General features: G+C 64.1%; 18 protein-coding genes. 12 read left to right on the forward strand and 6 right to left on the reverse strand.

Annotated elements, in window-relative coordinates; all coding sequences use genetic code 11:
- Positions 1-97: 97 nt before the first annotated feature.
- On the reverse strand, positions 98-676 hold the full coding sequence (locus AC0L3P_RS07565) for a peroxidase-related enzyme (RefSeq protein WP_473301466.1): 579 nt from the start codon (positions 674-676) through the stop codon (positions 98-100).
- 103 nt (positions 677-779) lie between these two features.
- The gene (locus tag AC0L3P_RS07570) at positions 780-2519 is read right to left on the reverse strand and encodes an ATP-binding protein (protein WP_007592463.1); all 1740 of its coding nucleotides are present in this window, start codon (positions 2517-2519) and stop codon (positions 780-782) included.
- Between the two features lie 437 nt (positions 2520-2956).
- Between AC0L3P_RS07570 and AC0L3P_RS07575 the strand changes: the two genes are divergently transcribed.
- Positions 2957-3919 (forward strand): catechol 2,3-dioxygenase, encoded by a 963-nt coding sequence (locus tag AC0L3P_RS07575; RefSeq protein WP_473301467.1) that lies wholly within the window; start codon positions 2957-2959, stop codon positions 3917-3919.
- Between the two features lie 3 nt (positions 3920-3922).
- On the opposite strand, the gene AC0L3P_RS07580 is transcribed toward AC0L3P_RS07575, so the two are convergent.
- Positions 3923-7453, reverse strand: coding sequence for a molybdopterin cofactor-binding domain-containing protein (locus AC0L3P_RS07580; RefSeq protein WP_473301468.1), 3531 nt, complete (start codon positions 7451-7453; stop codon positions 3923-3925).
- Positions 7453-7935: a (2Fe-2S)-binding protein gene (locus AC0L3P_RS07585; RefSeq protein WP_473301469.1), complete on the reverse strand. Its 483-nt coding sequence runs from the start codon at positions 7933-7935 to the stop codon at positions 7453-7455. Before AC0L3P_RS07585 ends, AC0L3P_RS07580 begins: the two co-directional genes overlap by 1 nt.
- Before the next feature lie 280 nt (positions 7936-8215).
- On the opposite strand from AC0L3P_RS07585, the gene AC0L3P_RS07590 reads away from it, so the two are divergent.
- The 9 genes from AC0L3P_RS07590 to AC0L3P_RS07630 all read left to right on the forward strand — a co-directional run bounded on the left by AC0L3P_RS07590 (position 8216) and on the right by AC0L3P_RS07630 (position 16855).
- Positions 8216-9673: a 6-hydroxynicotinate reductase gene (locus AC0L3P_RS07590; protein ID WP_473301470.1), complete on the forward strand. Its 1458-nt coding sequence runs from the start codon at positions 8216-8218 to the stop codon at positions 9671-9673.
- A complete protein-coding gene (locus AC0L3P_RS07595; RefSeq protein ID WP_473301471.1) occupies positions 9670-10566 on the forward strand; it encodes a UPF0280 family protein in 897 nt (298 codons plus the stop codon). Before AC0L3P_RS07590 ends, AC0L3P_RS07595 begins: the two co-directional genes overlap by 4 nt.
- A gap of 27 nt (positions 10567-10593) precedes the next feature.
- Positions 10594-11178, forward strand: a complete 585-nt coding sequence (locus AC0L3P_RS07600) for an amino acid synthesis family protein (RefSeq protein WP_211399699.1) — start codon at positions 10594-10596, stop codon at positions 11176-11178.
- A gap of 25 nt (positions 11179-11203) precedes the next feature.
- Entirely contained in the window at positions 11204-12406 is a 1203-nt protein-coding gene (locus tag AC0L3P_RS07605) for an ABC transporter substrate-binding protein (RefSeq protein ID WP_473301472.1), read from the forward strand.
- Positions 12407-12563: 157 nt separating this feature from the next.
- On the forward strand, positions 12564-14453 hold the full coding sequence (locus AC0L3P_RS07610) for an ABC transporter permease (RefSeq protein ID WP_275167803.1): 1890 nt from the start codon (positions 12564-12566) through the stop codon (positions 14451-14453).
- Positions 14450-15241: an ABC transporter ATP-binding protein gene (locus tag AC0L3P_RS07615; RefSeq protein ID WP_473301473.1), complete on the forward strand. Its 792-nt coding sequence runs from the start codon at positions 14450-14452 to the stop codon at positions 15239-15241. Before AC0L3P_RS07610 ends, AC0L3P_RS07615 begins: the two co-directional genes overlap by 4 nt.
- The gene (locus AC0L3P_RS07620) at positions 15238-15942 is read left to right on the forward strand and encodes an ABC transporter ATP-binding protein (RefSeq protein ID WP_027569464.1); all 705 of its coding nucleotides are present in this window, start codon (positions 15238-15240) and stop codon (positions 15940-15942) included. The genes AC0L3P_RS07615 and AC0L3P_RS07620 overlap by 4 nt, the downstream gene beginning before the upstream one ends.
- A gap of 26 nt (positions 15943-15968) precedes the next feature.
- Entirely contained in the window at positions 15969-16424 is a 456-nt protein-coding gene (locus AC0L3P_RS07625) for a MarR family winged helix-turn-helix transcriptional regulator (protein WP_007592445.1), read from the forward strand.
- A gap of 41 nt (positions 16425-16465) precedes the next feature.
- Positions 16466-16855, forward strand: a complete 390-nt coding sequence (locus tag AC0L3P_RS07630; RefSeq protein WP_473301474.1) for a hypothetical protein — start codon at positions 16466-16468, stop codon at positions 16853-16855.
- Between the two features lie 5 nt (positions 16856-16860).
- On the opposite strand, the gene AC0L3P_RS07635 is transcribed toward AC0L3P_RS07630, so the two are convergent.
- Positions 16861-17550, reverse strand: a complete 690-nt coding sequence (locus AC0L3P_RS07635; RefSeq protein ID WP_473301475.1) for a hypothetical protein — start codon at positions 17548-17550, stop codon at positions 16861-16863.
- A gap of 108 nt (positions 17551-17658) precedes the next feature.
- A complete protein-coding gene (locus tag AC0L3P_RS07640; RefSeq protein WP_354204255.1) occupies positions 17659-18855 on the reverse strand; it encodes an amidohydrolase family protein in 1197 nt (398 codons plus the stop codon).
- A 156-nt stretch (positions 18856-19011) separates the two neighbouring features.
- Here AC0L3P_RS07640 and AC0L3P_RS07645 point away from each other — a divergent pair, with 156 nt between their 5' ends.
- Complete coding sequence (locus AC0L3P_RS07645; protein ID WP_473301476.1) at positions 19012-19785, forward strand: ferredoxin--NADP reductase; 774 nt, start codon at positions 19012-19014, stop codon at positions 19783-19785.
- A gap of 106 nt (positions 19786-19891) precedes the next feature.
- Positions 19892-20218: a hypothetical protein gene (locus AC0L3P_RS07650; RefSeq protein ID WP_354055575.1), complete on the forward strand. Its 327-nt coding sequence runs from the start codon at positions 19892-19894 to the stop codon at positions 20216-20218.
- Positions 20219-20269 lie beyond the last annotated feature (51 nt).

Consider the following 20269-nt stretch of genomic DNA (forward strand, 5'->3'; position numbering starts at 1 on the left):
AACGTGTGCGATTGCGAAAACGCAGAGTTCCCGTCACACGGGAACTCATCCGCTGCATTTGTCGTCGACGCGTTCCTTCCGCGCTCGTGGCGGGCGCTCATCTCTTCGGCAGCCGTCCCATCAAATAGAATTCGTCATTCGGCCGCATGCCGGTGAAATTCGCCAGCCGGTTCGATAACGCAAAGAAGGCGGAGATTGCGGCGATATCCCAGATGTCGTCGTCGCTAAAGCCATGCGGCGCGAGCGCGGTGAAATCATCCTCGGAAATCCGCTGCGCATCGGCCGAGACCTTCATCGCGAAGTCGAGCATCGCCTTTTGCCGCGGCGTGATGTCGGCCTTGCGGTAGTTCGTGGCGATCTGGTCGGCGATCAGCGGGTTCTTGGCGCGGATACGCAGGATCGCGCCATGGGCGATCACACAATATTGGCACTGATTCGCCGCCGAGGTCGCGACCACGATCATCTCGCGTTCGGCTTTGGTGACGCCGCCGTCCTTCTCCATCAGTGCGTCGTGGTAGGCGAAGAAGGCGCGGAACTCGTCCGGGCGGTAGGCCAGCGTCAAGAACACGTTCGGCACGAAGCCGCTCTTCTCCTGCACGCCGAGGAGACGCGTGCGGATGTCGTCAGGCAGCGCATCGAGGGCGGGAGCGGAGAAGCGTTGCGCGGGCTTTGTCATGGGCATGGATTCCGGCTTGGGGCCGGCAACCATAGTCGATGCCGGCGCTATGCTCAACGTGACGCCAGGCTCGCAATGCCGGAGCTGGAAAACGAGCGTTGCTTTACCGCAGCGGCTTCTTCAGCAGCGAGAAGCGGTCCGGATCCAGCCCCATCGACGGTTGCAGCATCGGGGCTTCGACGTTGGAGAGCGTCTTCGCGGGCGGCGCCGAGAACACCGGATCGTTCGGCACGTCGCGCTGCGAGGTGGCACCGCGCCAGCGCTCGAGCACGGCGCCGACGAAATGCATGTCGTGACCGGAGGTGACGGATGGTACGCTGCTGATGGTGGCTTCGCCGCGCGGCAATTGATGCGGCGGCACCTCCTTGAAGCGCAGCCGCGTCGGCAGCGCGACACCTTCGCCGAATGCCAGCACTTCGCGGGTGCCGAGCGACGGCACGAACGAAAGCAGGTTGGCGGCGGCATCCGACACCGCGGCGCGCAGCAGCGCCTGGTCGCGCTCGTTGGCAAGACGCATCGTGAACAGCGTGTTGCACTGGGAGATGATAGTGGCGTCGAGCTCGGCCGGACGCTGGGTGATGAGGCCGAGATAAACGCCGTATTTGCGGCCTTCCTTGGCGATGCGCGACACCGCCTTGCGGGTCGGCCCGAAGCCCACATTACGATCGGCGGAGGCGTAGCGGTGAGCCTCTTCGCAGACGAACAGCATCGGCGAAACGCCGTCGCTCCACAGGCCGAAGTCGAAGGCCATGCGGCAAAGCACCGAGACGACGGAATCGATGACTTCGGCCGGGAAGCCGGCGAGCTGCATCACGGTCATCGGCTTGCCGTTCGCCGGCAGGCGAAACAGATGACTGATCACCTCGGCCATGGTGTCACCGCCGACGTTGGCGTTGTCGAACATGAAGGCGTAGCGCGGGTCGTTGCGGACCGCCTCGATGCGGGAGATCAGCTTGTGATAGATGATGCGCGAGGAGCGGTTCTCGAGTTTGCCCATGCGCTCATCGATCAGCGACATCAGATCGACCAGGCGATAGGGCACCGGCGTATCGACGGTGTAGCCGATCTGCTTGGGATCGATGCGCTTCAGGCCAATGCGATCGGCGTTCTGGTACTGGGTATAGACGCCCTTGGCGAGCGGAATGACTTCTGCGAGGACGTCGAGCTCCTCGGGCACGCCGGCGCGGCCGCCGAACAGCACGTCGACGATTTCCTCGAAATTGAACAGCCAGAATGGCAGTTTCAAATTGCGCGGATTGAGCACCAGCGCGCGGTCCCCGAAGCAGCGGCCATATTCGTTGTGCACATCGAGCAGGAAGATGCGCAGGTTCGGGCGCGCCTTAAGGATCTCGTTGAGCAACAGCGACACACCGGTCGATTTGCCGACGCCGGTCGATCCCAGCACTGCAAAGTGCTTGGAGAGCATTTCCTCGATGTCGACATAGGCGACGACGGAGCTGTCCTGCTGGAGGAAGCCGACATTGATCTGGTCGGAGCCGGTCGGCGCGTAGATCGTGCGCAGCTCCTGGCTCGTGATCAGATCGACGGAATCGCCGATTGTCGGATAGTTGGTGACGCCGCGCTGGAATTTGGCCTTGCCGGTCGCGTTGAGGATTTCGCCCAGCAGGTCGACCGAGGCGATGGCGATCAAATTGTCGTTGCTCGACAGGTTTTCGCAGGACACCTCGGTGATCATCGCGACGATGACCGAGCTGGCGCAGCGGATACTGACGAACCGGCCGACAGTGGCCCGCACTTCCGAGACCGGCATGCGGCTTTCGGCCAGCAGCCCGACCCGGGCGAGCGATCCGCGAACCGAAATCACGCGTCCAAAAGATGTCACAATGAATGAACCTGGCAAGAGCAACGGGTTGACCCGGACTATGCACGGCCGTCGCTGGACAAACGGTTAAGCGGCAGGGGCCGGCGCTTCGTTAAATCCGCGACAATTCGGGTGCGAGGTTTGTTCCCAATGCATACTTCCTGGCAGAAGCGGCCGAGAAATGCTGCTTTTTCCCGGCCGTCGACACCGACAGGGTTTAAGGAAGATTTTACCATTCGGGCAGTCGGTCGCCTTGGGGGACGGGTCGTCATCTTGGATGGGCCGTCATTCGCTCGCAGTGACGACTTTTGATTTGTTGACGGGACCTAATCATTTGTACATTGGTGCAAATGAACCGGCAGCCTCAGTGCCGCCCACCGGCGCATGAGCGGATTGCCGCCGGCGCCAGCTCGAGGGATCCGATCCAGCGGATCGCAAGCCACGCCTTGGAGGACATCATGCAGCCCGAACCGATCCTCGATCTCGCTCATCTCGGCCACATGGAGCTGCTGACACCGAAGCCGGACGAGAGCCTGAAATTCTTCGTCGACGTGATGGGCATGACCGTCAGCGGGCAAAAGGGCGAGTCGGTCTATTTGCGCGGCTGGGACGACTATGAGCGCTATTCGCTCAAACTGACGGCGTCGAAGACATCGGGCATGGAGCACATGGCGTTACGCGCGCGCAGCCAGCAGGCGCTGGAGCGCCGAGTCGCGGCGCTGAAAGGGTCCGGGTTCGACATCGGCTGGATCGACGGCGACATGGGGCAGGGGCCGACCTTCCGCTGCCGCGATCCCGATGGACACATCGTCGAGCTGTATTACGAGACCGAATGGTATCAAGCGCCGCCCGAGCTGAAACCCGCACTGAAGAACCAGGCGCAGCGCTTTCCCGCTCGCGGCGTCAACGTCCGGCGCCTCGACCATCTGAATTGCCTCGCCACCGACATCAAGGCGAACCGCGAGTTCTTCGAGAATTATCTCGGCTGCCGCCTCACCGAGCAGATCGTGCTGAACGACGGCCGCGAAGCGGCGATGTGGCTGACGATGTCGAACAAGAGCTACGATTTCGCCTATTCGCTCGACCACTCCGGCACGCCCGGCCGCTTCCACCACGTCACCTACGCGCTCGACAGCCGCGAAGAGATCTTGCGCGCCGCCGACATCTTCCTGGAGAACGGCGTCCACATCGAGACCGGCCCGCACAAGCACGCGATCCAGCAGACCTTCTTCCTCTACGTCTACGAGCCCGGCGGCAATCGCGTCGAAGTCGCCAATGCCGGCGCGCGCCTCATCCTCGCGCCCGACTGGAGGCCAATCGTGTGGACGGAGGAGGAGCGCAAGAAGGGGCAGGCGTGGGGCCTGAAGACGATCGAGTCGTTCCATACGCACGGCACGCCGCCTGTGGAGCACAAGGAGTAGCGCTTAGTTCGCGGCGGCTCTCACACGCGCAATCGTCTCCTTCACGCCGGTCCACGCCGGCCTGTCCGGTGCAAACTGCTTGCGCAGAAAGGTGACCAGTTCCTCGACCTGCGTATCGCTCATGCTGTTCTTGAATGCCGGCATGTAGCCGAGATCGCTCGACACCGGCTCGGCGATGCCGTGCAGGATGATTTGCACGAGATTGTCCGATGCGGCGCTGTACAGATTGCTGTTGAGTGCCAGCGAGGGCCGGCTGCCGAACAGCGGCAGGCCGCCGACCTCATGACAGACGGCGCAGGCGCCCTGATAGAGCCGCGCGCCTGTGGAGGGAGCAACCGTGACTTCCGTTGACGCTTCAAGCCTGGTTGCGAGTGCGTCCTGCGTCGGCGTCCCGGTCGCGGTGTCATTGAACGAGTTCAGATAGACGGCCATGGCGCGGATGTCATGGTCGGGCAGGGCTTTGAGGTCCCTGACAACAGGCGCCATCGGTCCGGCGGCGACGCCATGATATCGCGATTGGCCCGTGCGCAAATAAGCGAAAAGCTCGTCCTCGCTCCATGGGATCGGCGCGTGCGAGAGCGAGGTCAGCGGCGGCGCCTCCCAGCCCTCGGCAAAGCCGCCGGCGAGATAGGCGCCACGCTGCTCGGCGCCGAGCGCGTTGCGCGGCGAATGGCAGGCGCTGCAATGGCCGAGACCTTCAACGAGATAAGCGCCGCGATTCCAGACCTCGGATTTGGCAGGATCGGGCTTGAACTCGCGGGTCTGGTGGAACAGCGCATTCCATCCGGCAAGTAGCGGGCGGAGATTGAACGGGAAGGCGAGCGTATTCGCAGGCTGCGTCGCGCGCACCGCCGGCTGCGCCATCAGGTAGGCGTAGAGCGCCTGCATGTCGGCATCGCCGGTCTTCGAAAAGTGCGTATAGGGGAAGGCGGGATAGAGCTGCCGTCCGTCGCGATGCAGCCCGTCGCGCATCGCGCGCTCGAACGCGGGATAGGACCAAGCGCCGATTCCGGTCTCGACATCTGGCGTGATGTTGGTCGCGTAGATCGTGCCGAACGGCGTCTCCAGGGCGCGGCCGCCGGCGTTGAGCGCACCGCCGATCGTGGTGTGGCACTCCGCGCAATTGCCGAGTGCGGCCAGTTGTTGCCCGCGCGCGATCGTCGCTGCGGAATAGACCGATGGGTCGGGCCGCGCGATCGGCGCGATGGCGCGGCCGGGCAAAACAGCCGCACCGATGCCGATCGCCGCGGTGCAGACCGCCGCGATCGTCGCGAAGATGCCGGCGCGTTTGGCGAACGGATTCTCCCAGATACGGGATGGCTGTGGCGTAGCGGGAGCTGGCAGCGCCTGCGGCGTGGCTGGGGCGCCGCCGTGCAGCCCGTTGAGGATACGTTCAGGCGTGAACGGCGGCTCGCGAAAGCGCACGCCGGTGGCATCGAAGATCGCGTTCGCAATCGCGGCCGCACTCGGGACCGAGGCGGATTCGCCGACGCCGAGCGGCGGCTGGTCCGGCCGCGGCAGCAGCAACACGTCGATCTTGGGCACGTCAGGGAAGGGGATGATCGGATAGGCGCCCCATTCCCGCGCCGCGACTGCGCCGCGCTCGAACGAGACCTCCTCCATCAGCGCGCGGCTGGTGGACTGGATGACGTTGCCATGGATCTGGTGGCGCACACCGTCCGGGTTGATCATCAATCCGGAGTCCTGCCCCGCGACGACTCGCGTGACGCTGACCTCGCCGGTCGACTTGTTGACGGCAACGTCGGTGACCCAGGCCGACCACGCCGCGCCATAGCCGGGAAATTTGCTGTGGACGTAGAGCGCATAGGCAAAGCCGCGCCCATGCACGATCTCGCCGTCTTTCTCTTCGCGCACCGGCCGCGGCGTCCAGCCCGCGCGCTCGGCGACCGCATGGACGAGATCGACGGCGCGCTGGTCCTTCAGGTAACGCAGGCGATATTCGATCGGGTCGACGCCGGCCTCGGTCGCGGCTTCGTCGATATAGGATTCATGCGCAAAGGTGTTCGGCAGGGCCGAGACGCCGCGAAACCAGGACGCGCGCACAATCGGCGCCATGTCGTGGGCGACGACGCGCATATTGTCGTAATCGTAAGGCGGGATCGCGGTGCGGTCGCCCATCTGGAGAACGTCCGGCTTTGGCGATATCCGCCCCGTCAGCAACAGCGCCAACGTCGGCGCGGCATTCGAGGGATAGCGCGTGGCGAGATCGTAAGCAGCGACGTCACCCTCCGCGTTCAGGCCGCCATTGACGTCGATGAGCTGCGCGGCGCCTTTGGGCTCCCAGGCGTGTTCCTGCTCGCGCGTCAGCTGCACGCGCACGGGCCGGCCGACCGCGCGCGAGAGCAACAGCGCGTCCGCGGTGACGTCGTCGGCGCAGTTGCGGCCGTAGCAGCCGGCGGCCTCCAACCTGATGACCTCGATCTCGCTCTCGGGACGCTCGATCAGCAGCGACAGGTCGCCGCGCAGCACGTGCGGGTTCTGCGTGCCCGACCAGACGCGGATGTTGCCGTCCTGGAAGTCGGCGACCGCGCAGGACGGGCCGATCGAGGCATGCATCTGATATGGCCAGACGTAAGTGCGCCGTATCGGCTTGGCCGCGCCGGCAATGGCAGCATCGACGTCGCCCTTGTCGATCAGCGTGCGCGGCGTCGATGGATTGGCGCGCAGCGCGGTCTCGACGTCGGCGAGATCGGTCAGTTCAGGCGTCGGTCGCCAGCTCACCGCAAGCTGCTCGGCCGCACGGATCGCGTTCTCCTCGCGCTCCGTGACGACGCCGACGAAATCGCCGATCCGCACGACGGCTATGATGCCGGGAATGTCGCGCACCGAGGATTCGTCGACCGAAATCAGGCTGGTGCCGACGAACGGGCCGGCGTCGACGCCGGCATAGGGCGGGCGCACCACGCGGCCGTGCAGCATGCCTGATACACGGATGTCGTGCACGAAGGTCAGCTCGCCCGTGGCCTTGGCCGGCAGGTCGACGCGGGGCATCGATTGGCCGACAATGGCGTAATCGCCGACCGGCTTGACCGCGACGTCGTCGGCAAGCTCGAGACGAATGGTCTCTCCGCCGATCAACTCGCCATAGCTGACGCTGCGATTGTCGTGCCCGCGCACAAGGCCGTCTTCGATCCTGAGATCGGCTGCCGGCAGCTCCAGGCGCTCGGCCGCACGTGCGATCAGAAAGTGTCGCGCCTGCGCGGCGGCCTTGCGCAGGGGAACCGCGGTGATCTGGATGGTCTCGCTCGCGATCGTGGCGCCCTGGTTCGGCACCATAGCGGTGTCGCCGAGCACCACGACGACGCGGGCAACGGAGACGTCGAGCTCTTCAGCCACGATCTGGCCAAGCGCCGTGCGGATGCCGGTACCGAGATCGACATGACCATTGTAGGCTGTGACCGAACCGTCCGCTGTGATGCGGACGAAGGTCTCGGAGGTGCACTCGTCCACGGTGCGGACGACGACGAGCGAGCCGGATTGCAGCTCAGCTCCGTTCGGATGCGGGGAGGCCATCAATCACCGGCCTCGGCGAACTGGCCGGACGCACGCATCACTGCGCGAAGGATCTCGATATGCGTTCCGCAGCGACAGAGATTGTAGCGCAGCGCCGCCAGCGCCTCCTGCTCGGTAGGCCTCGGGTTGATCGCAAGCAGCGCCTTGGTGGTCATGATCATGCCGTTGAGACAGTAGCCGCATTGCGCGGCCTGTTCGTCGATGAAGGCCTGCTGCACCACATCCGGCTTGTCGCGCGTACCGAGCCCTTCGAGCGTCACGATGTCGCGGCCGGCGCAGCCACTGATCGGAATCACGCAGGAGCGCGCCGCCGCGCCATCGATCAGGACAGTGCAGGTGCCGCATTCACCGAGGCCGCAACCGTATTTCGGACCGTTGAGCGCGAGATCGTTGCGCAGCACGTAGAGCAGCGGCGTGTCTCGCGCCGCAGTGATCTCGTGGATTCTGCCGTTCACGGTGATGCGGATCGATGTCTGCGTCATCCTCGTTCCCAAGTCGACTCGTTGAGCGCCGCGGCCAAAGCTTCGCGATTCCAAGTCCGCTCAAAATCTACGTTGCGACGATACCGTTTGTACACAAACGTGCAAGCCGTGCATGCCGCAGTGCAGCGCGAGTGCCTTCTTTGTGGACAGGGCGGATAGGCAAATGAGGTTTTATGCGGCAGGCGTATGTTTTGCGCCGCTCCGCCGCTTGACAGCCATCGGGAGGGCGCGCAACATCGTTCGTGTACAAATGATAACTGCACTGTCGGCTGGCTTTGACATGGTGACTGAACCTACGAGCGCCGCCATCGACAAGATCCGCTGCGATGCGTGTCCGGTGATGTGCTATATCAAGCCGGGCGCGGCGGGCGCCTGCGACCGCTATGCCAATCACGAGGGCAAGCTCGTCCGCGTCGATCCGCATGTGATCCTGGAGCGCACCGTGTCGCATGGCGGCAAGCTCGTTCCGTTCAGCCGCACCGAAGATTGGGACGGCAAGATCGTCCACGAGCCGTCCACCTTTGTAACGGCGATCGGCGCGGGTACGACCTATCCCGACTACAAGCCGGCGCCGTTCATCGTCTCGGCGGAGGTCGACGGCGTCGATATGGTGACTGTCGTCACCGAGGGCATCTTCTCCTATTGCGGCATCAAGGTGAAGATCGACACCGACCGCTATCTCGGGCCGGAGACCGCGACCGTCCGTGCCCAAGGCGAGGCGGTCGGTCATGTCACCACCAGCGAATACGGTTCGCAGATGCTGTCGCTCGGCGGCGTGCATCATCTGACCGGCGGCTCCAAGAAGGAAGGTCGCGTCACCTGCGACACACTGATGGATCTGGCGAATTGCAAGGCGGTCGAGCTCACCATCGACGGCGGCGCGAGCGTGGTGGTGCAGGCCGGCCAGCCGCCGATCGTCAACGGCATGAAAGAAGAGCGCATGCGCGTCGGCTGCGGCTCGGCGACGATCGGCATGTTCGCCAAGCAATGGCACGGCAAGGTCGACGAGGTCGTCGTGGTCGACGACCATATCACCGGCGTGCTTAGCGAGCACCAGGCCGGCAAGCTGCTCGACATCGCCGACACCGGCATCAAGATGAGAGGGCGCCGCTCGACGCCCGGCCGCTATTTCCAGGTCGCCGATCCCGGCACGGGTTGGGGTGGCACCAATATCTCCGATCCTCTCGCAATCCTGGGACCGTTTGATGCGAAGGAGGCCAAGCCTGGCCTCTCCATGCTGATGGTCTCCACGACGGGCGAACATTCCTCTTATTATGTGCTCGACGAGGCCCTGAAGCCGGTCGAGACCGAGATGCCTGATAATTTGAAGTTCTCGGTCGAGCGCATTCAGGAGAATTGCGAACCGGCGTTGTGTACGGTGCTGTTCATGGCGGGCGCCGGTGGTTCCTTGCGAGCGGGCGTGACCGACAATCCGGTGCGGCTGACGCGCTCGGTGAAGGACGCGCTGACGCGCGTGACCAGTGGCGGCGCGCCTGTTTACGTTTGGCCGGGCGGCGGCATCACCTACATGGTCGACGTGACGCAGATGCCCACGGGGGCATTCGGTTACGTGCCGACGCCCGCGCTGGTCGCGCCGATCGAATTCACGATGAAGCTGTCGGACTATGCAGCGCTCGGCGGGCACATGGATTATGTGAAACCGCTCGCCGAAGTTCAGGGCGGCGACGATGTCCGCCAATTGCCCTGGCAAAACCCGATTCCGGGACCTCGGGCATGACAAGGCTCCCGCAAATCGCGTTGCTGTCTGATGGCCGGCGGCTGCATTTGCAGGATGGACCGATTGATCTGATCCTCGAGGCGAGGGGGGCCGCCGACGCAGTGCATGCGGCCTATGAGGCGGCCGCGCAGCGCTTCACGGGTTTGCTCGACGAGCTCTGCGCGGAACTGCCGGAGTTGCGGGCTGCCGTCGAGGGGCGGACCTCGTTGGTAGGCGTTGTGGCGCGTCGCATGCACGCCGCGGTGGCGCCCTATGCGGCTGACAGCTTCATCACGCCGATGGCCGCTGTGGCCGGCAGCGTGGCGGAGGAGGTGTTGGGCGCGATGCTGAACGCTGCGGCGCTCGATCGGGCCTATGTCAACAATGGCGGCGACATCGCCCTGCATCTCGGCGAGGGCGAGCATTTTTCGGTCGGCCTGATGGACCGGCCCGATCGCGACGGGGTGATGCGGACAATCAGGGTGGACGCCGATGATCCCGTCCGCGGCATTGCCACCAGTGGACGGCACGGCCGCAGCTTTTCGCTCGGAATTGCCGATGCGGTGACCGTGTTGGCCGGAACGGCATCGCAAGCCGATGCCGCCGCGACGATCATTGCGAACGCTGTCGATCTGCCCGGGCATCCCGCTGTCATCCGAAAACCTGCGAACGAACTTCAGCCGGACAGCGATCTCGGCGGGCGGCTCGTGACCCGTGACGTCAGTGAATTGTCGCAGAACGAGATCACGACCGCGCTCGAATCTGGCGCGGAATGTGCACGGCAATTATTCGATCGCGGATGGATCGAGGGTGCCGTGTTGCAGCTTTGTGGTGATATGCTTGTCATCGGGACCAAGGATATTGAACGGCAACGACCGCGCCCGCTTGTACAAGAGAACGCGGTTCATGCCTGAACAGGGAAGCGGCTTGAGGAAACAATCATGAGCGCGATCATCCGCAAGATCGTCACCGTCGTCGAAGAGACCCAGATGGAAATGGGCCGCCAGGTCTCGCCGCCGACGCGGCGTGCGGCGGCAATCGCCGTGATCGAGAACCCGTTTGCTGGAAAGTATGTCGAGGATCTCTCCCCGCTGATCGCGATTGGCGAAGAGCTCGGCGAGCTGCTGTCGAAGCGCGCGGTGGCGGCGCTCGGCATCGACGGGTCCAAGGCGCAGAGCTATGGCAAGGCCGCGGCCGTCGGCGAGAACGGCGAGTTGGAGCATGCAGCCGCCATCCTTCACCCGAAAATGGGCGCGCCGGTGCGCAAAGTGCTGAGCAAGGGCGCTGCGCTGATCCCGTCGTCGAAGAAGCGCAGTGGACCCGGCACGACGCTGGACATTCCGCTGGGCCACAAGGATGCAGCCTTTGTGCGCAGTCATTTCGACGGCATGGAAGTGCAGATCAACGATGCGCCGCGCGCCAATGAGATCATGGTCGCGGTCGCCGTCACCGACAGTGGTCGTCCTTTGCCGCGCGTCGGCGGGCTGACGGCTGCGGAGATCAAGGGCGAAGACGGACTGCGTTAATCTTCTTAGAAAAGTGGAGGTTGGGATGCGAGCAAAGAACTATTTTGTCGGCGCGGCGTTCGCGCTGTTGGCAAGCGGCATGGCTCATTCGGCCCTGGCGCAGGACATCAAGATCGGTGAGATCAACAGTTACTCGTTGCTGCCGGCGTTTACCGAGCCCTATCGCAAGGGCTGGCAGCTCGCGGTCGAAGAGATCAACGCGGCCGGCGGCATCAACGGCAAGAAGCTTGTCGTCGTCTCCAAGGACGACGGCGGCAAGCCGGCGGATGCGCAGACAGCGGCCAACGAGCTGGTGTCGAGCGAGGGCGTGGCGATGTTGACGGGTACGTTCCTGTCGAACATCGGACTTGCGGTCAGCGACTTCGCCAACCAGAAGAAGGTATTCTTCCTGGCGGCCGAGCCGCTGACGGACGCCATCACTTGGTCCAAGGGCAACAAGTACACTTTCCGACTGCGTCCTTCCAACTACATGCAGGCGGCGATGCTGGTGGAGGCAGCCAGCAAGCTGCCGGCAAAGCGCTGGGCGACGATTGCGCCGAACTATGAATACGGCCAGTCCGCGGTCGCGGTGTTCAAGAAACTGATGTCGGAGAAGCGGCCCGACATCCAGTGGGTCGACGAGCAGTGGCCGCCGCAGGGCAAGATCGACGCGGGTCCGGTGGTGCAGGCGGTTGCCGCGGCCAATCCGGAAGCGATCCTCAACGTCACGTTCGGAGCCGATCTCGTCAAGCTCGTGCGTGAAGGCAACACCCGCGGGCTGTTCAAGGGCCGCGAAGTTGTGTCCTTCCTGACCGGCGAGCCCGAATATCTCGACCCGCTCAAGGAGGAGACGCCCGAGGGCTGGATCGTCACCGGCTATCCTTGGTACTCGATCAAGACGCCCGAGCACGACGCGTTCCTGAAGGCGTATCAGGCCAAGTACAACGACTATCCGCGTCTCGGCTCCATCGTCGGCTACCAGACCATCAAGTCTGCGGCGGCGATCCTGGCGAAGGCCAATTCGACCGATCCGGAGAAGCTGATCACTGCGGCGGAAGGATTGTCGATGCCGTCGCCGCTGGGCGAGATCACCTTCCGCAAGATCGATCACCAGTCGACGCTCGGTGCCTATGTCGGCAAGACCGCGCTGAAGGACGGCAAGGGCGTGATGGTGGACTCGGCTTACAAGAAGGGCGCGGACTATCTGCCAAGTGATGCCGAAGTCGAGAAGCTGCGTCCGAAGGATTGATCTCCGCTGCCGTAGGGTGGGTTAGCCGCAGGCATAACCCACCACGGTCTGTACCCGCAGGACCACAAGAGGTGGGTTACGCTGCGCTAACCCACCCTACGAAGCTCTCTCTCCCCGCAAGCGGGGAGAGGTGATGCAACACCAACCCGGACCGCCGATGGCCTTTTACGTCGTACAGTTTCTGACCGGTCTCGCCAGCGCAGCGTCGCTGTTTCTGGTGGCGTCGGGCCTGTCGATCATCTTTGGCGTAACGCGGATCGTGAATTTCGCGCACGGTGCCTTCTACATGATCGGCGCCTATATCGCCTTCACACTGACGGAGCGCCTATCGGGGACGTTCGGATTCTGGGGCGGGATCGTCATCGCAGCGCTTGCCGTGGCGGTGATCGGCGTCATTGTCGAGATGGTGCTGCTCCGGCGCATTTATCACGCGCCCGAGCTGTTCCAACTGCTCGCGACCTTCGGCCTGACCTTGATGGTTGAGGACCTCGTCGTCCTGATCTGGGGCCCAGACGATCTCGTGGGACGCCGTGCACCCGGCTTCAAGGGGGCGATCGACTTCTTCGGCCAAAACATCCCGAGCTATGATTTATTCTTGATCGTGCTCAGCCCGGTCGTGCTCGGCATTCTCTGGCTTTTGTTTCAGCGCACGCGCTGGGGCGTTCTGGTGCGCGCAGCGACGCAGGACCGCGACATGGTCGCAGCGCTCGGCGTCAACCAGAAATGGCTGTTTACATCCGTGTTTGCGGTCGGCGTTTTCCTGGCCGCGCTCGGCGGCGCGCTCCAGATTCCGCGCGATGCCGTGCATCATGCGATGGATTTGCGTATCATCGTCGAGGTTTTCGTCGTCGTGGTGATCGGCGGCCTCGGCAGCATCATCGGCGCTTTCGTCGCGGCGGTGCTGGTCTCCGAGCTCAACGCCTTCGGCATCCTGATCTTTCCAAAAATCTCCATCATCCTGGTCTTCCTGGTGATGGCGGCGGTGCTGATCGTGCGGCCCTGGGGCCTGTTCGGCAGGCCCGAGGCCCCCGCGCGCAAGACGCCGGGTCTCACCGTCAATCCCTGGCGACCGCTGACGTCGAACGAGCGGCTGGCTGCGCTTGCAACGCTCGTCATCGCGGCGACGCTGCCGCTGTTTGCCGGCAATTATGCACTGACCGTCGGCTCGGAGATCGCGATCTCGGTGATCTTCGCCGTCAGCCTGCACTTCCTGATGTCGGTCGGAGGACTCGCCTCCTTTGGCCACGCCGCCTATTTCGGCCTCGGCGCTTACGGCGTTGCTTTCCTCGCCAAGATGGCGGGACTGCCGATGATCGTCTGCCTGTTGCTCGGTCCGCTGCTCGGCTGCATGGGGGCTGCCGTGTTCGGCTTCTTCGCGGTGCAGCTCTCCGGCGTCTATTTTGCGATGCTGACGCTCGCCTTCGCGCAGATCGTCTGGTCGATCGCGTTCCAATGGGTGAGCGTCACCGGCGGCGATAACGGCATCCTGGGCGTCTGGCCGGCGAGCTGGGCGGCGAGCCCATCGCATTTCTACTGGCTGTCGCTCGGCATTGCGGCACTCGTGACGATCGCGTTGCGGGCGATGGTGTTCTCGCCGTTCGGCTATGCGCTGAGGGCGACGCGCGACTCGGTGCTGCGCAGCGAAGCGGTCGGCATCAACGCCAAGCGGATCCAATGGACGGCCTTCGTGATCGCGGGCACGACCGCCGGCATCGGCGGCGCGCTGTTCGCCTACCTCAAGGGCAGCGTCTTCCCGGACAATCTCGGCATCTCGCTCTCGGTCGATGCGCTTGTGATGGTGCTGCTCGGTGGCGTCGAGACGGTGTCGGGCGCGGTGATCGGCGCCATCGTCTACAAGGCCTTGAACATCTGGCTGGTCAGTCAGACCGATCTGTCAAAACTCGTGCTCGGCGGATTCATCGTTCTGATCGTCGTCGTCTTCCCCAAGGGTATCGTCGGCATGCTGGAGATGCTGGCGCAGCGCCGCAGGAAGGCATCGCCGCCGGGGTCACCCTTGCTTGCCAAGCCGATCGAGTCCGCCGAATGAGCGTCGCCCCCCCACTTCTCGCGGTCGAAGGACTGACCAAATCCTATGGCGGCGTCCACGCCGTGCGCGGCGTCTCGTTCTTGCTACGCGCCGGCGAAATCCTGGCGCTGATCGGACCGAACGGCGCGGGCAAGAGCACCTGCTTCGACATGCTCAACGGACAGAACAAGCCTGATAGCGGCCACGTCCGCCTGCTCGGCGAAGACACGACCGGCAGGAAGCCGCGCGAGATCTGGCGGATGGGCGTGGGCCGCACCTTCCAGATCACCGCGACCTTCGCGACCATGACGGTGCGCGAGAACGTGCAGGTCGCGCTGGTTTCGCACGGCAAGCAGCTGTTCAATCTCTGGGGCTCGGCGCCGAACTTCGACCGCGGCGAAGCCGGGCGGCTACTCGAGCTGGTCGGCATGGGCGGCTATGCGGATCGTCCCTGCGGCGAGCTTGCCTATGGCGATCTCAAGCGGCTCGAGCTCGCCGTCGCGCTCGCCAACCAGCCAAAGCTGCTGCTGATGGACGAGCCGACCGCCGGCATGGCGCCACGCGAGCGAGTCGATTTGATGCGGCTGACCGCGCAGATCGCCCGTGAAAAATCGATCGGCGTCCTCTTCACCGAGCACGACATGGACGTGGTGTTCGAGCACGCCGATCGCATCATCGTGCTCAACCGCGGCACGCTGATCGCCGAGGGCTCGCCGGCCGAGGTCCGCGGCAATCCGCAGGTGCAGGCGGTCTATCTCGGCGAGGGCCTCCTTTACGAGGCCGGGCATCGCGAGGGAGCAGCGGTATGAAGCTCACGGTGCAGGACCTCAATAGTCATTACGGCCCAGCCCATATCCTGTTCGACATCGGCTTCGAGGTCGGCGAGGGGGAAGTGGTGGCGTTGCTCGGCCGCAATGGCGCCGGCAAGTCGACGACGTTCCGCTCGATCGTCGGGCTCGTCGCGCAGCGCTCGGGACGGATCATGTTCGAAGGCAAGGATGTCTCGGCGCGTCCGACACATGAGATCGTGCGGGACGGGCTTGGCTACGTGCCGGAGGAGCGGCGTATCTTCACCGACCTGACGGTAGAAGAAAATCTCGAAGTCGGCCGCCAGCCGAAGCGCCCGAACGCGCCGCACTGGACCCGCGACAAGCTGTTTTCGCTGTTCCCTAACCTCGGCGAGATGAAAAATCGCCCGGGCGGCCGCATGAGCGGCGGTGAGCAGCAGATGCTCACCATCGCACGCACGTTGATGGGCAATCCGTCGCTGGTGCTGCTGGACGAGCCCTCAGAAGGCCTGTCGCCAAAGATCGTGGAGCAGATGGTTGATGCCATCCTGACCATGAAGAAGGAGGGCGTCAGCATCGTCGTCTCCGAGCAGAATCTGCACTTTGCGCGGCTGATCTCCGATCGCGCCTATATCATCGAGCGCGGCCGCATCTGTTTCGGCGGCACCATGGCCGAGCTCGACGCGCGTCCGGATATCCGCGACGCGCATCTGTCGTTGTGAAGGCAAAGGGCAAGGGCATCGAGCGGATGGCGAGAAGCGTCGCGGCGAAAAAAAGCGTCAAACCGGCGAAGCCGCCTTACGTGCTCGATGAGCAGGTTGGCTTTATCCTTCGCCAGGTCTGGCAGCGCCACAGCGCGATCTTCTCTCGCGAGATAGGCACCAATATTACGCCGACGCAATGGGCGGCACTGTCGAAGCTCGCCGAGGCCGGGCCATGCTCGCAGAACCAGCTCGGGCGCCTCACGGCGATGGATGTGGCGACGATCAAGGGCGTGATCGATCGTTTAACGGCGCGCGGCCTCACCGAGACCAGCCAGGATCCCGAGGACGGACGGCGGCTTTTGGTCAGCCTGACGCGCGCCGGGCAGCAGCTGGCGGAAAAGGTGGCGCCGAATGCGCTCGCGATCACACGGGAGACACTGGCGCCGCTCGAGGCAAAGGAGCGCGAGATGCTGATGGCCCTGTTGAACAAGCTGCGCTGAGGCGCGACTAACCTCGGTGAAGGTCTTGTCGAGGTTTTGATATGAGAGCGGCGACCCGCTTTGCGATGGCTCTGAGTACGAGTGCGGTGCTGGCAAGCCAGTGTGCTCCCGCCCTGGCGGCGCAAGCCTATGAGGGGTTCTGGGCGTCAACCAAAAAGGATTGCCGCGACCAGGACAGCGCCAACCGCATGAGCATCGAGGGCGGCAACCGCCTCTATTGGTACGAGACCCGGTGCCGCGCCAGTGAGATCACTGCCGACGGGAAGCTCGCCTGGAAAATGAAGCTCGCCTGCGAAGGCGAGGGCGAGAAGTATCGCTCCAGTCCCCGGGTCTCCATTGCCGCGGATGGCAAGCTGGTGATGGACAACAGCCCGGTCGGGCCAGGCAAGCGCCAGACCTACGTGCGTTGTGAAATCGCAAAACCGCGGTGAGGCCCTTACGTCTTCCCTGGCCATTTGGCGCGATAGCGGATTTCGCTGCCGTCGGCGAGCCGTCGCCACGTTCCGAACTCCGGCGTATGCGGAGCCCAGGCCGTCAGTCCGATCGGGTACACTCGGCTGGGCTGTCCCTGGATGTTGACGGCGAGCTGCCGGTGCAAGGTTCGGAACGCCAGTTCGACTTCGCCTGCGATAACGGGCTGATCGCCGTCACGATGGAAGCCGGCCGGGTTCAATTCGCCCGGCATGGTGTTGAGGTCGGTCTGCAATTCGATAGTGATGTCTTGCGGTGATTTCGGCACCGTTGCGCCGGCCGGAAGGCGAACCTCGAACACGAGCAGGGGAGTGGCGCCGTTCCGGTTGAGCCAAGGTGTGGCCGCCATGTACGCGACGCCCATGTAAGTGGCCGCAGCGGCAACGCAGAGCAGGGCGACGACGCCGAGCGACTTCAGGCTGTTGCGCGCGAGACCGCTATTGCTTGCATCCGCGCCGGAACGCGTCACCAGCCAGCTGGCAAGCACCACGCCAGCGATCGCGCCGACGGGTGAGTAGACGAACAGTGCCAACAGACCAGACGTGATCGGGTCCGCCCGGTTGCCTAGATCGAGCACTGAAAACAGCACAAAGGTCGCGACATAACCTCCGACCGCACCGGCAACGCCGGCAGCAATCCGCGACGAATTCTTCATGTCTGCCTCGACGTCCAGCAATGAACTGCCTGCGTTAGACGCAGCAGGCTGGCGACTTGTTCAATGCTTTCAGGGGCCCACGCGGAGCGGCGAGCCGCTCCGGCTGCGTCACTTCGCCACCACCTCGGGCACCCTGCCGGCCGGTGGGGTGTTGCGGCTGCGCTGGGTGCGCACGATACCGTCGATAATGGTCATGCCGATGCCCGGGAGGTCGCCGAGCTGCACGCTCTCCAAAATGTTCTTGCCGGCCGAATGCTGCGCCTTGTCCATGATGACGAAGTCGGCGGAACGGCCGACTTCGATCAGGCCGCAATCCAATTCGCGCATCCGCGCCGTGTTGCCGGTGGCAAGGCAAAACGCGACCTCGGCCGGCAGGTCGCCAAGCGAGGACAGCATCGAGACCATCCGGAGAATGCCGAGCGGCTGTACGCCGGAGCCGGCCGGCGCGTCGGTGCCGAGGATGACGCGATGCAGATCGCCCATCTCGCGCGCGATGCGCAACGTGAACAGCGCCGAGCGCTCATTGCCGTTGTGCACGAGTTCGAGGCCGCGCTTGCAGCCCTCGCAGATGCAGCGGATCTGGTCGTCGGGAAGGGCCGTGTGGCCGCCATTGATGTGGCCAACCACATCGGTGTCGGCCTCCAGCACCACGTCCTTGTCGATCAGGCCGGAGCCGGGAATCGAGGGACCGCCGGTGTGGATCGTGCTCTGGATGCCGTATTTGCGGGCCCAACCGACCATTTTTCGCGCGGTGGGGCCGTCCTTGACGCCGCCCAGGCCCACTTCGCCGAGCAGCTTGACGCCGGCTGCGGCCAACTCCTTGAAGTCCTCCTCGACCATCTCGCATTCGATCACAGGCGCTCCGGCGTGAACCTTCACGCCGCCAGGCCGCAGATTCCAGAATGCGCGTTGTGCGAAGATTGCCATCGCCTTCAACCCGACGACGTCGCGCGGGCGGCCGGGCATATGCACCTCGCCGGCGGAAATCATCGTGGTGACGCCGCCATGCAAATTGCTGTCGATCCAGCCGATCTGGTTCTGGCGAGGCGTCCAGTCGCCTGCAACGGGGTGGACATGGCTGTCGATCAGGCCGGGCGCCACAGTGGTGCCGTTGGCCTCGACGATGGCGGTCGCGCCTTCGGTGTTGAGGTCCTTGAAGCGGCCGATCGCGGTGATCTTGCCGTTCTCGGCGACGATGGTGTCGCCGTCCAGGATCGGCTTTTCCAGCGCGCCGGACAGGATCAGGCCGATATTGCGGATCACGAGCTTCGAGGGTCCGGTGGCCTGGGGTGCGTCATGCGCCATGGAATGGGTCCTTGTCCTTAACTGCAACGCTTCCGATCTTGGGCAGCCTTGACCGCGGGATCAAGCCGGATTATTCATTAGTATACAAATGATCGTGTACAAACGACGCATAGCTGCCGCCTTGAGAACCGCCACGATGCGCCACGGAAGGGTGAGATGAGCAATTTCAATCAGGAAGCCGTTCTGAGCGTCCACCACTGGACCGACACGCTGTTCTCCTTCAAGACCACCCGCAGCCCGACCTTCCGCTTTCGCAACGGCGAATTCACCATGATCGGCCTCAAGGTCGGCGAGAAGCCGCTACTGCGGGCCTACAGCGTGGCCAGCGCCAATTACGAGGACACGCTGGAGTTCTTCTCGATCAAGGTGCCGGACGGCCCGCTCACCTCACGGCTCCAGCATCTGAAGGAAGGCGACGAGATCATCGTCAGCCGCAAGGCCACCGGCACGCTGGTCATCGACAATCTGGAGGACGGCCGCAACCTCTACCTCATCGGCACCGGTACGGGCCTTGCGCCGTTCCTGAGCGTGATCAAGGACCCGGAAACCTACGAGCGCTTTGAGAAAGTCGTGCTGCTGCACGGTTGCCGGCACGTGAAGGAGCTCGCCTATGGCGAGATGATCACAGAGACGCTGCCGAAGGACGAGCTGATCGGCGAGTACATCCGCAAGCAGTTGATCTACTATCCGACCGTGACGCGCGATCCCTTCCGCAATCGCGGCCGCATCACCGACCTCATCACCTCGGGCAAGCTGTTTTCCGATATCGGCCTGCCGGCCCTGGAAGCCGCCCACGACCGCGTCATGATCTGCGGCAGCCCGGCGCTGGTGGCGGATACCCGCGTGCTCCTTGGCGAGCGGGGGCTGATCGAGGGCAATCACGGCGAGCCGGCCCAATTCGTGGTCGAAAAGGCGTTCGCCGAGCGCTAGGCTCGGAGCTCCCGCGCAATAAGACCGTATTTTCGCCGCCGGGCGCCCGTTGCGGCGCCGATTCGGCACGCGATACACTGCGGGAGCGAATCAGCGGAGTTCCCCCATGGTTGCGGACAGCGACAGCAACATCGCCTGGCACCGGGTTCAGTTGAAGAAGAACCGCGCCGAGTTGAAGGCGCTTGAGACCGCGCGCTTCACGATGGGCGAGATCGCGTCTTCGAAGCGGAACGGCCAGACCCAGAAGGCGGTCGGAGAACTCAAGCGCAAGATCTTGCAATCCGAGCGCGTGATCGCCGATCACGACAAGCGCACGCGCCGTCCGCTCACCACCGACCTGCAAAGCCTCAGCAATGGCAGCTGGAGCAATTGGGACGCCTACACCAATCAGCAGCAGCGCAAGATCGGCCCGCGTTCGCCCGGGCGGGGGTGAGACTCGACTCTTACGCCTGCAGGGATGCCGAAGCGGAGGTTCCGCACCCCT

The sequence above is a fragment of the Bradyrhizobium sp. WSM4874 genome (assembly GCF_055811835.1).

Bases quoted from the DNA above. Each gene is read 5' to 3' on its own strand.
- AC0L3P_RS07645 (WP_473301476.1), top strand. From the start codon at position 19,012: ATGAGCAATTTCAATCAGGAAGCCGTTCTGAGCGTCCACCACTGGACC.
- AC0L3P_RS07620 (WP_027569464.1), top strand. From the start codon at position 15,238: ATGAAGCTCACGGTGCAGGACCTCAATAGTCATTACGGCCCAGCCCAT.
- AC0L3P_RS07625 (WP_007592445.1), top strand. From the start codon at position 15,969: ATGGCGAGAAGCGTCGCGGCGAAAAAAAGCGTCAAACCGGCGAAGCCG.
- AC0L3P_RS07615 (WP_473301473.1), top strand. From the start codon at position 14,450: ATGAGCGTCGCCCCCCCACTTCTCGCGGTCGAAGGACTGACCAAATCC.
- AC0L3P_RS07650 (WP_354055575.1), top strand. From the start codon at position 19,892: ATGGTTGCGGACAGCGACAGCAACATCGCCTGGCACCGGGTTCAGTTG.
- AC0L3P_RS07605 (WP_473301472.1), top strand. From the start codon at position 11,204: ATGCGAGCAAAGAACTATTTTGTCGGCGCGGCGTTCGCGCTGTTGGCA.
- AC0L3P_RS07590 (WP_473301470.1), top strand. From the start codon at position 8,216: ATGGTGACTGAACCTACGAGCGCCGCCATCGACAAGATCCGCTGCGAT.
- AC0L3P_RS07575 (WP_473301467.1), top strand. From the start codon at position 2,957: ATGCAGCCCGAACCGATCCTCGATCTCGCTCATCTCGGCCACATGGAG.
- AC0L3P_RS07635 (WP_473301475.1), bottom strand. From the start codon at position 17,550: ATGAAGAATTCGTCGCGGATTGCTGCCGGCGTTGCCGGTGCGGTCGGA.
- AC0L3P_RS07600 (WP_211399699.1), top strand. From the start codon at position 10,594: ATGAGCGCGATCATCCGCAAGATCGTCACCGTCGTCGAAGAGACCCAG.
- AC0L3P_RS07585 (WP_473301469.1), bottom strand. From the start codon at position 7,935: ATGACGCAGACATCGATCCGCATCACCGTGAACGGCAGAATCCACGAG.
- AC0L3P_RS07595 (WP_473301471.1), top strand. From the start codon at position 9,670: ATGACAAGGCTCCCGCAAATCGCGTTGCTGTCTGATGGCCGGCGGCTG.
- AC0L3P_RS07630 (WP_473301474.1), top strand. From the start codon at position 16,466: ATGAGAGCGGCGACCCGCTTTGCGATGGCTCTGAGTACGAGTGCGGTG.
- AC0L3P_RS07565 (WP_473301466.1), bottom strand. From the start codon at position 676: ATGACAAAGCCCGCGCAACGCTTCTCCGCTCCCGCCCTCGATGCGCTG.
- AC0L3P_RS07640 (WP_354204255.1), bottom strand. From the start codon at position 18,855: ATGGCGCATGACGCACCCCAGGCCACCGGACCCTCGAAGCTCGTGATC.
- AC0L3P_RS07580 (WP_473301468.1), bottom strand. From the start codon at position 7,453: ATGGCCTCCCCGCATCCGAACGGAGCTGAGCTGCAATCCGGCTCGCTC.
- AC0L3P_RS07610 (WP_275167803.1), top strand. From the start codon at position 12,564: ATGGCCTTTTACGTCGTACAGTTTCTGACCGGTCTCGCCAGCGCAGCG.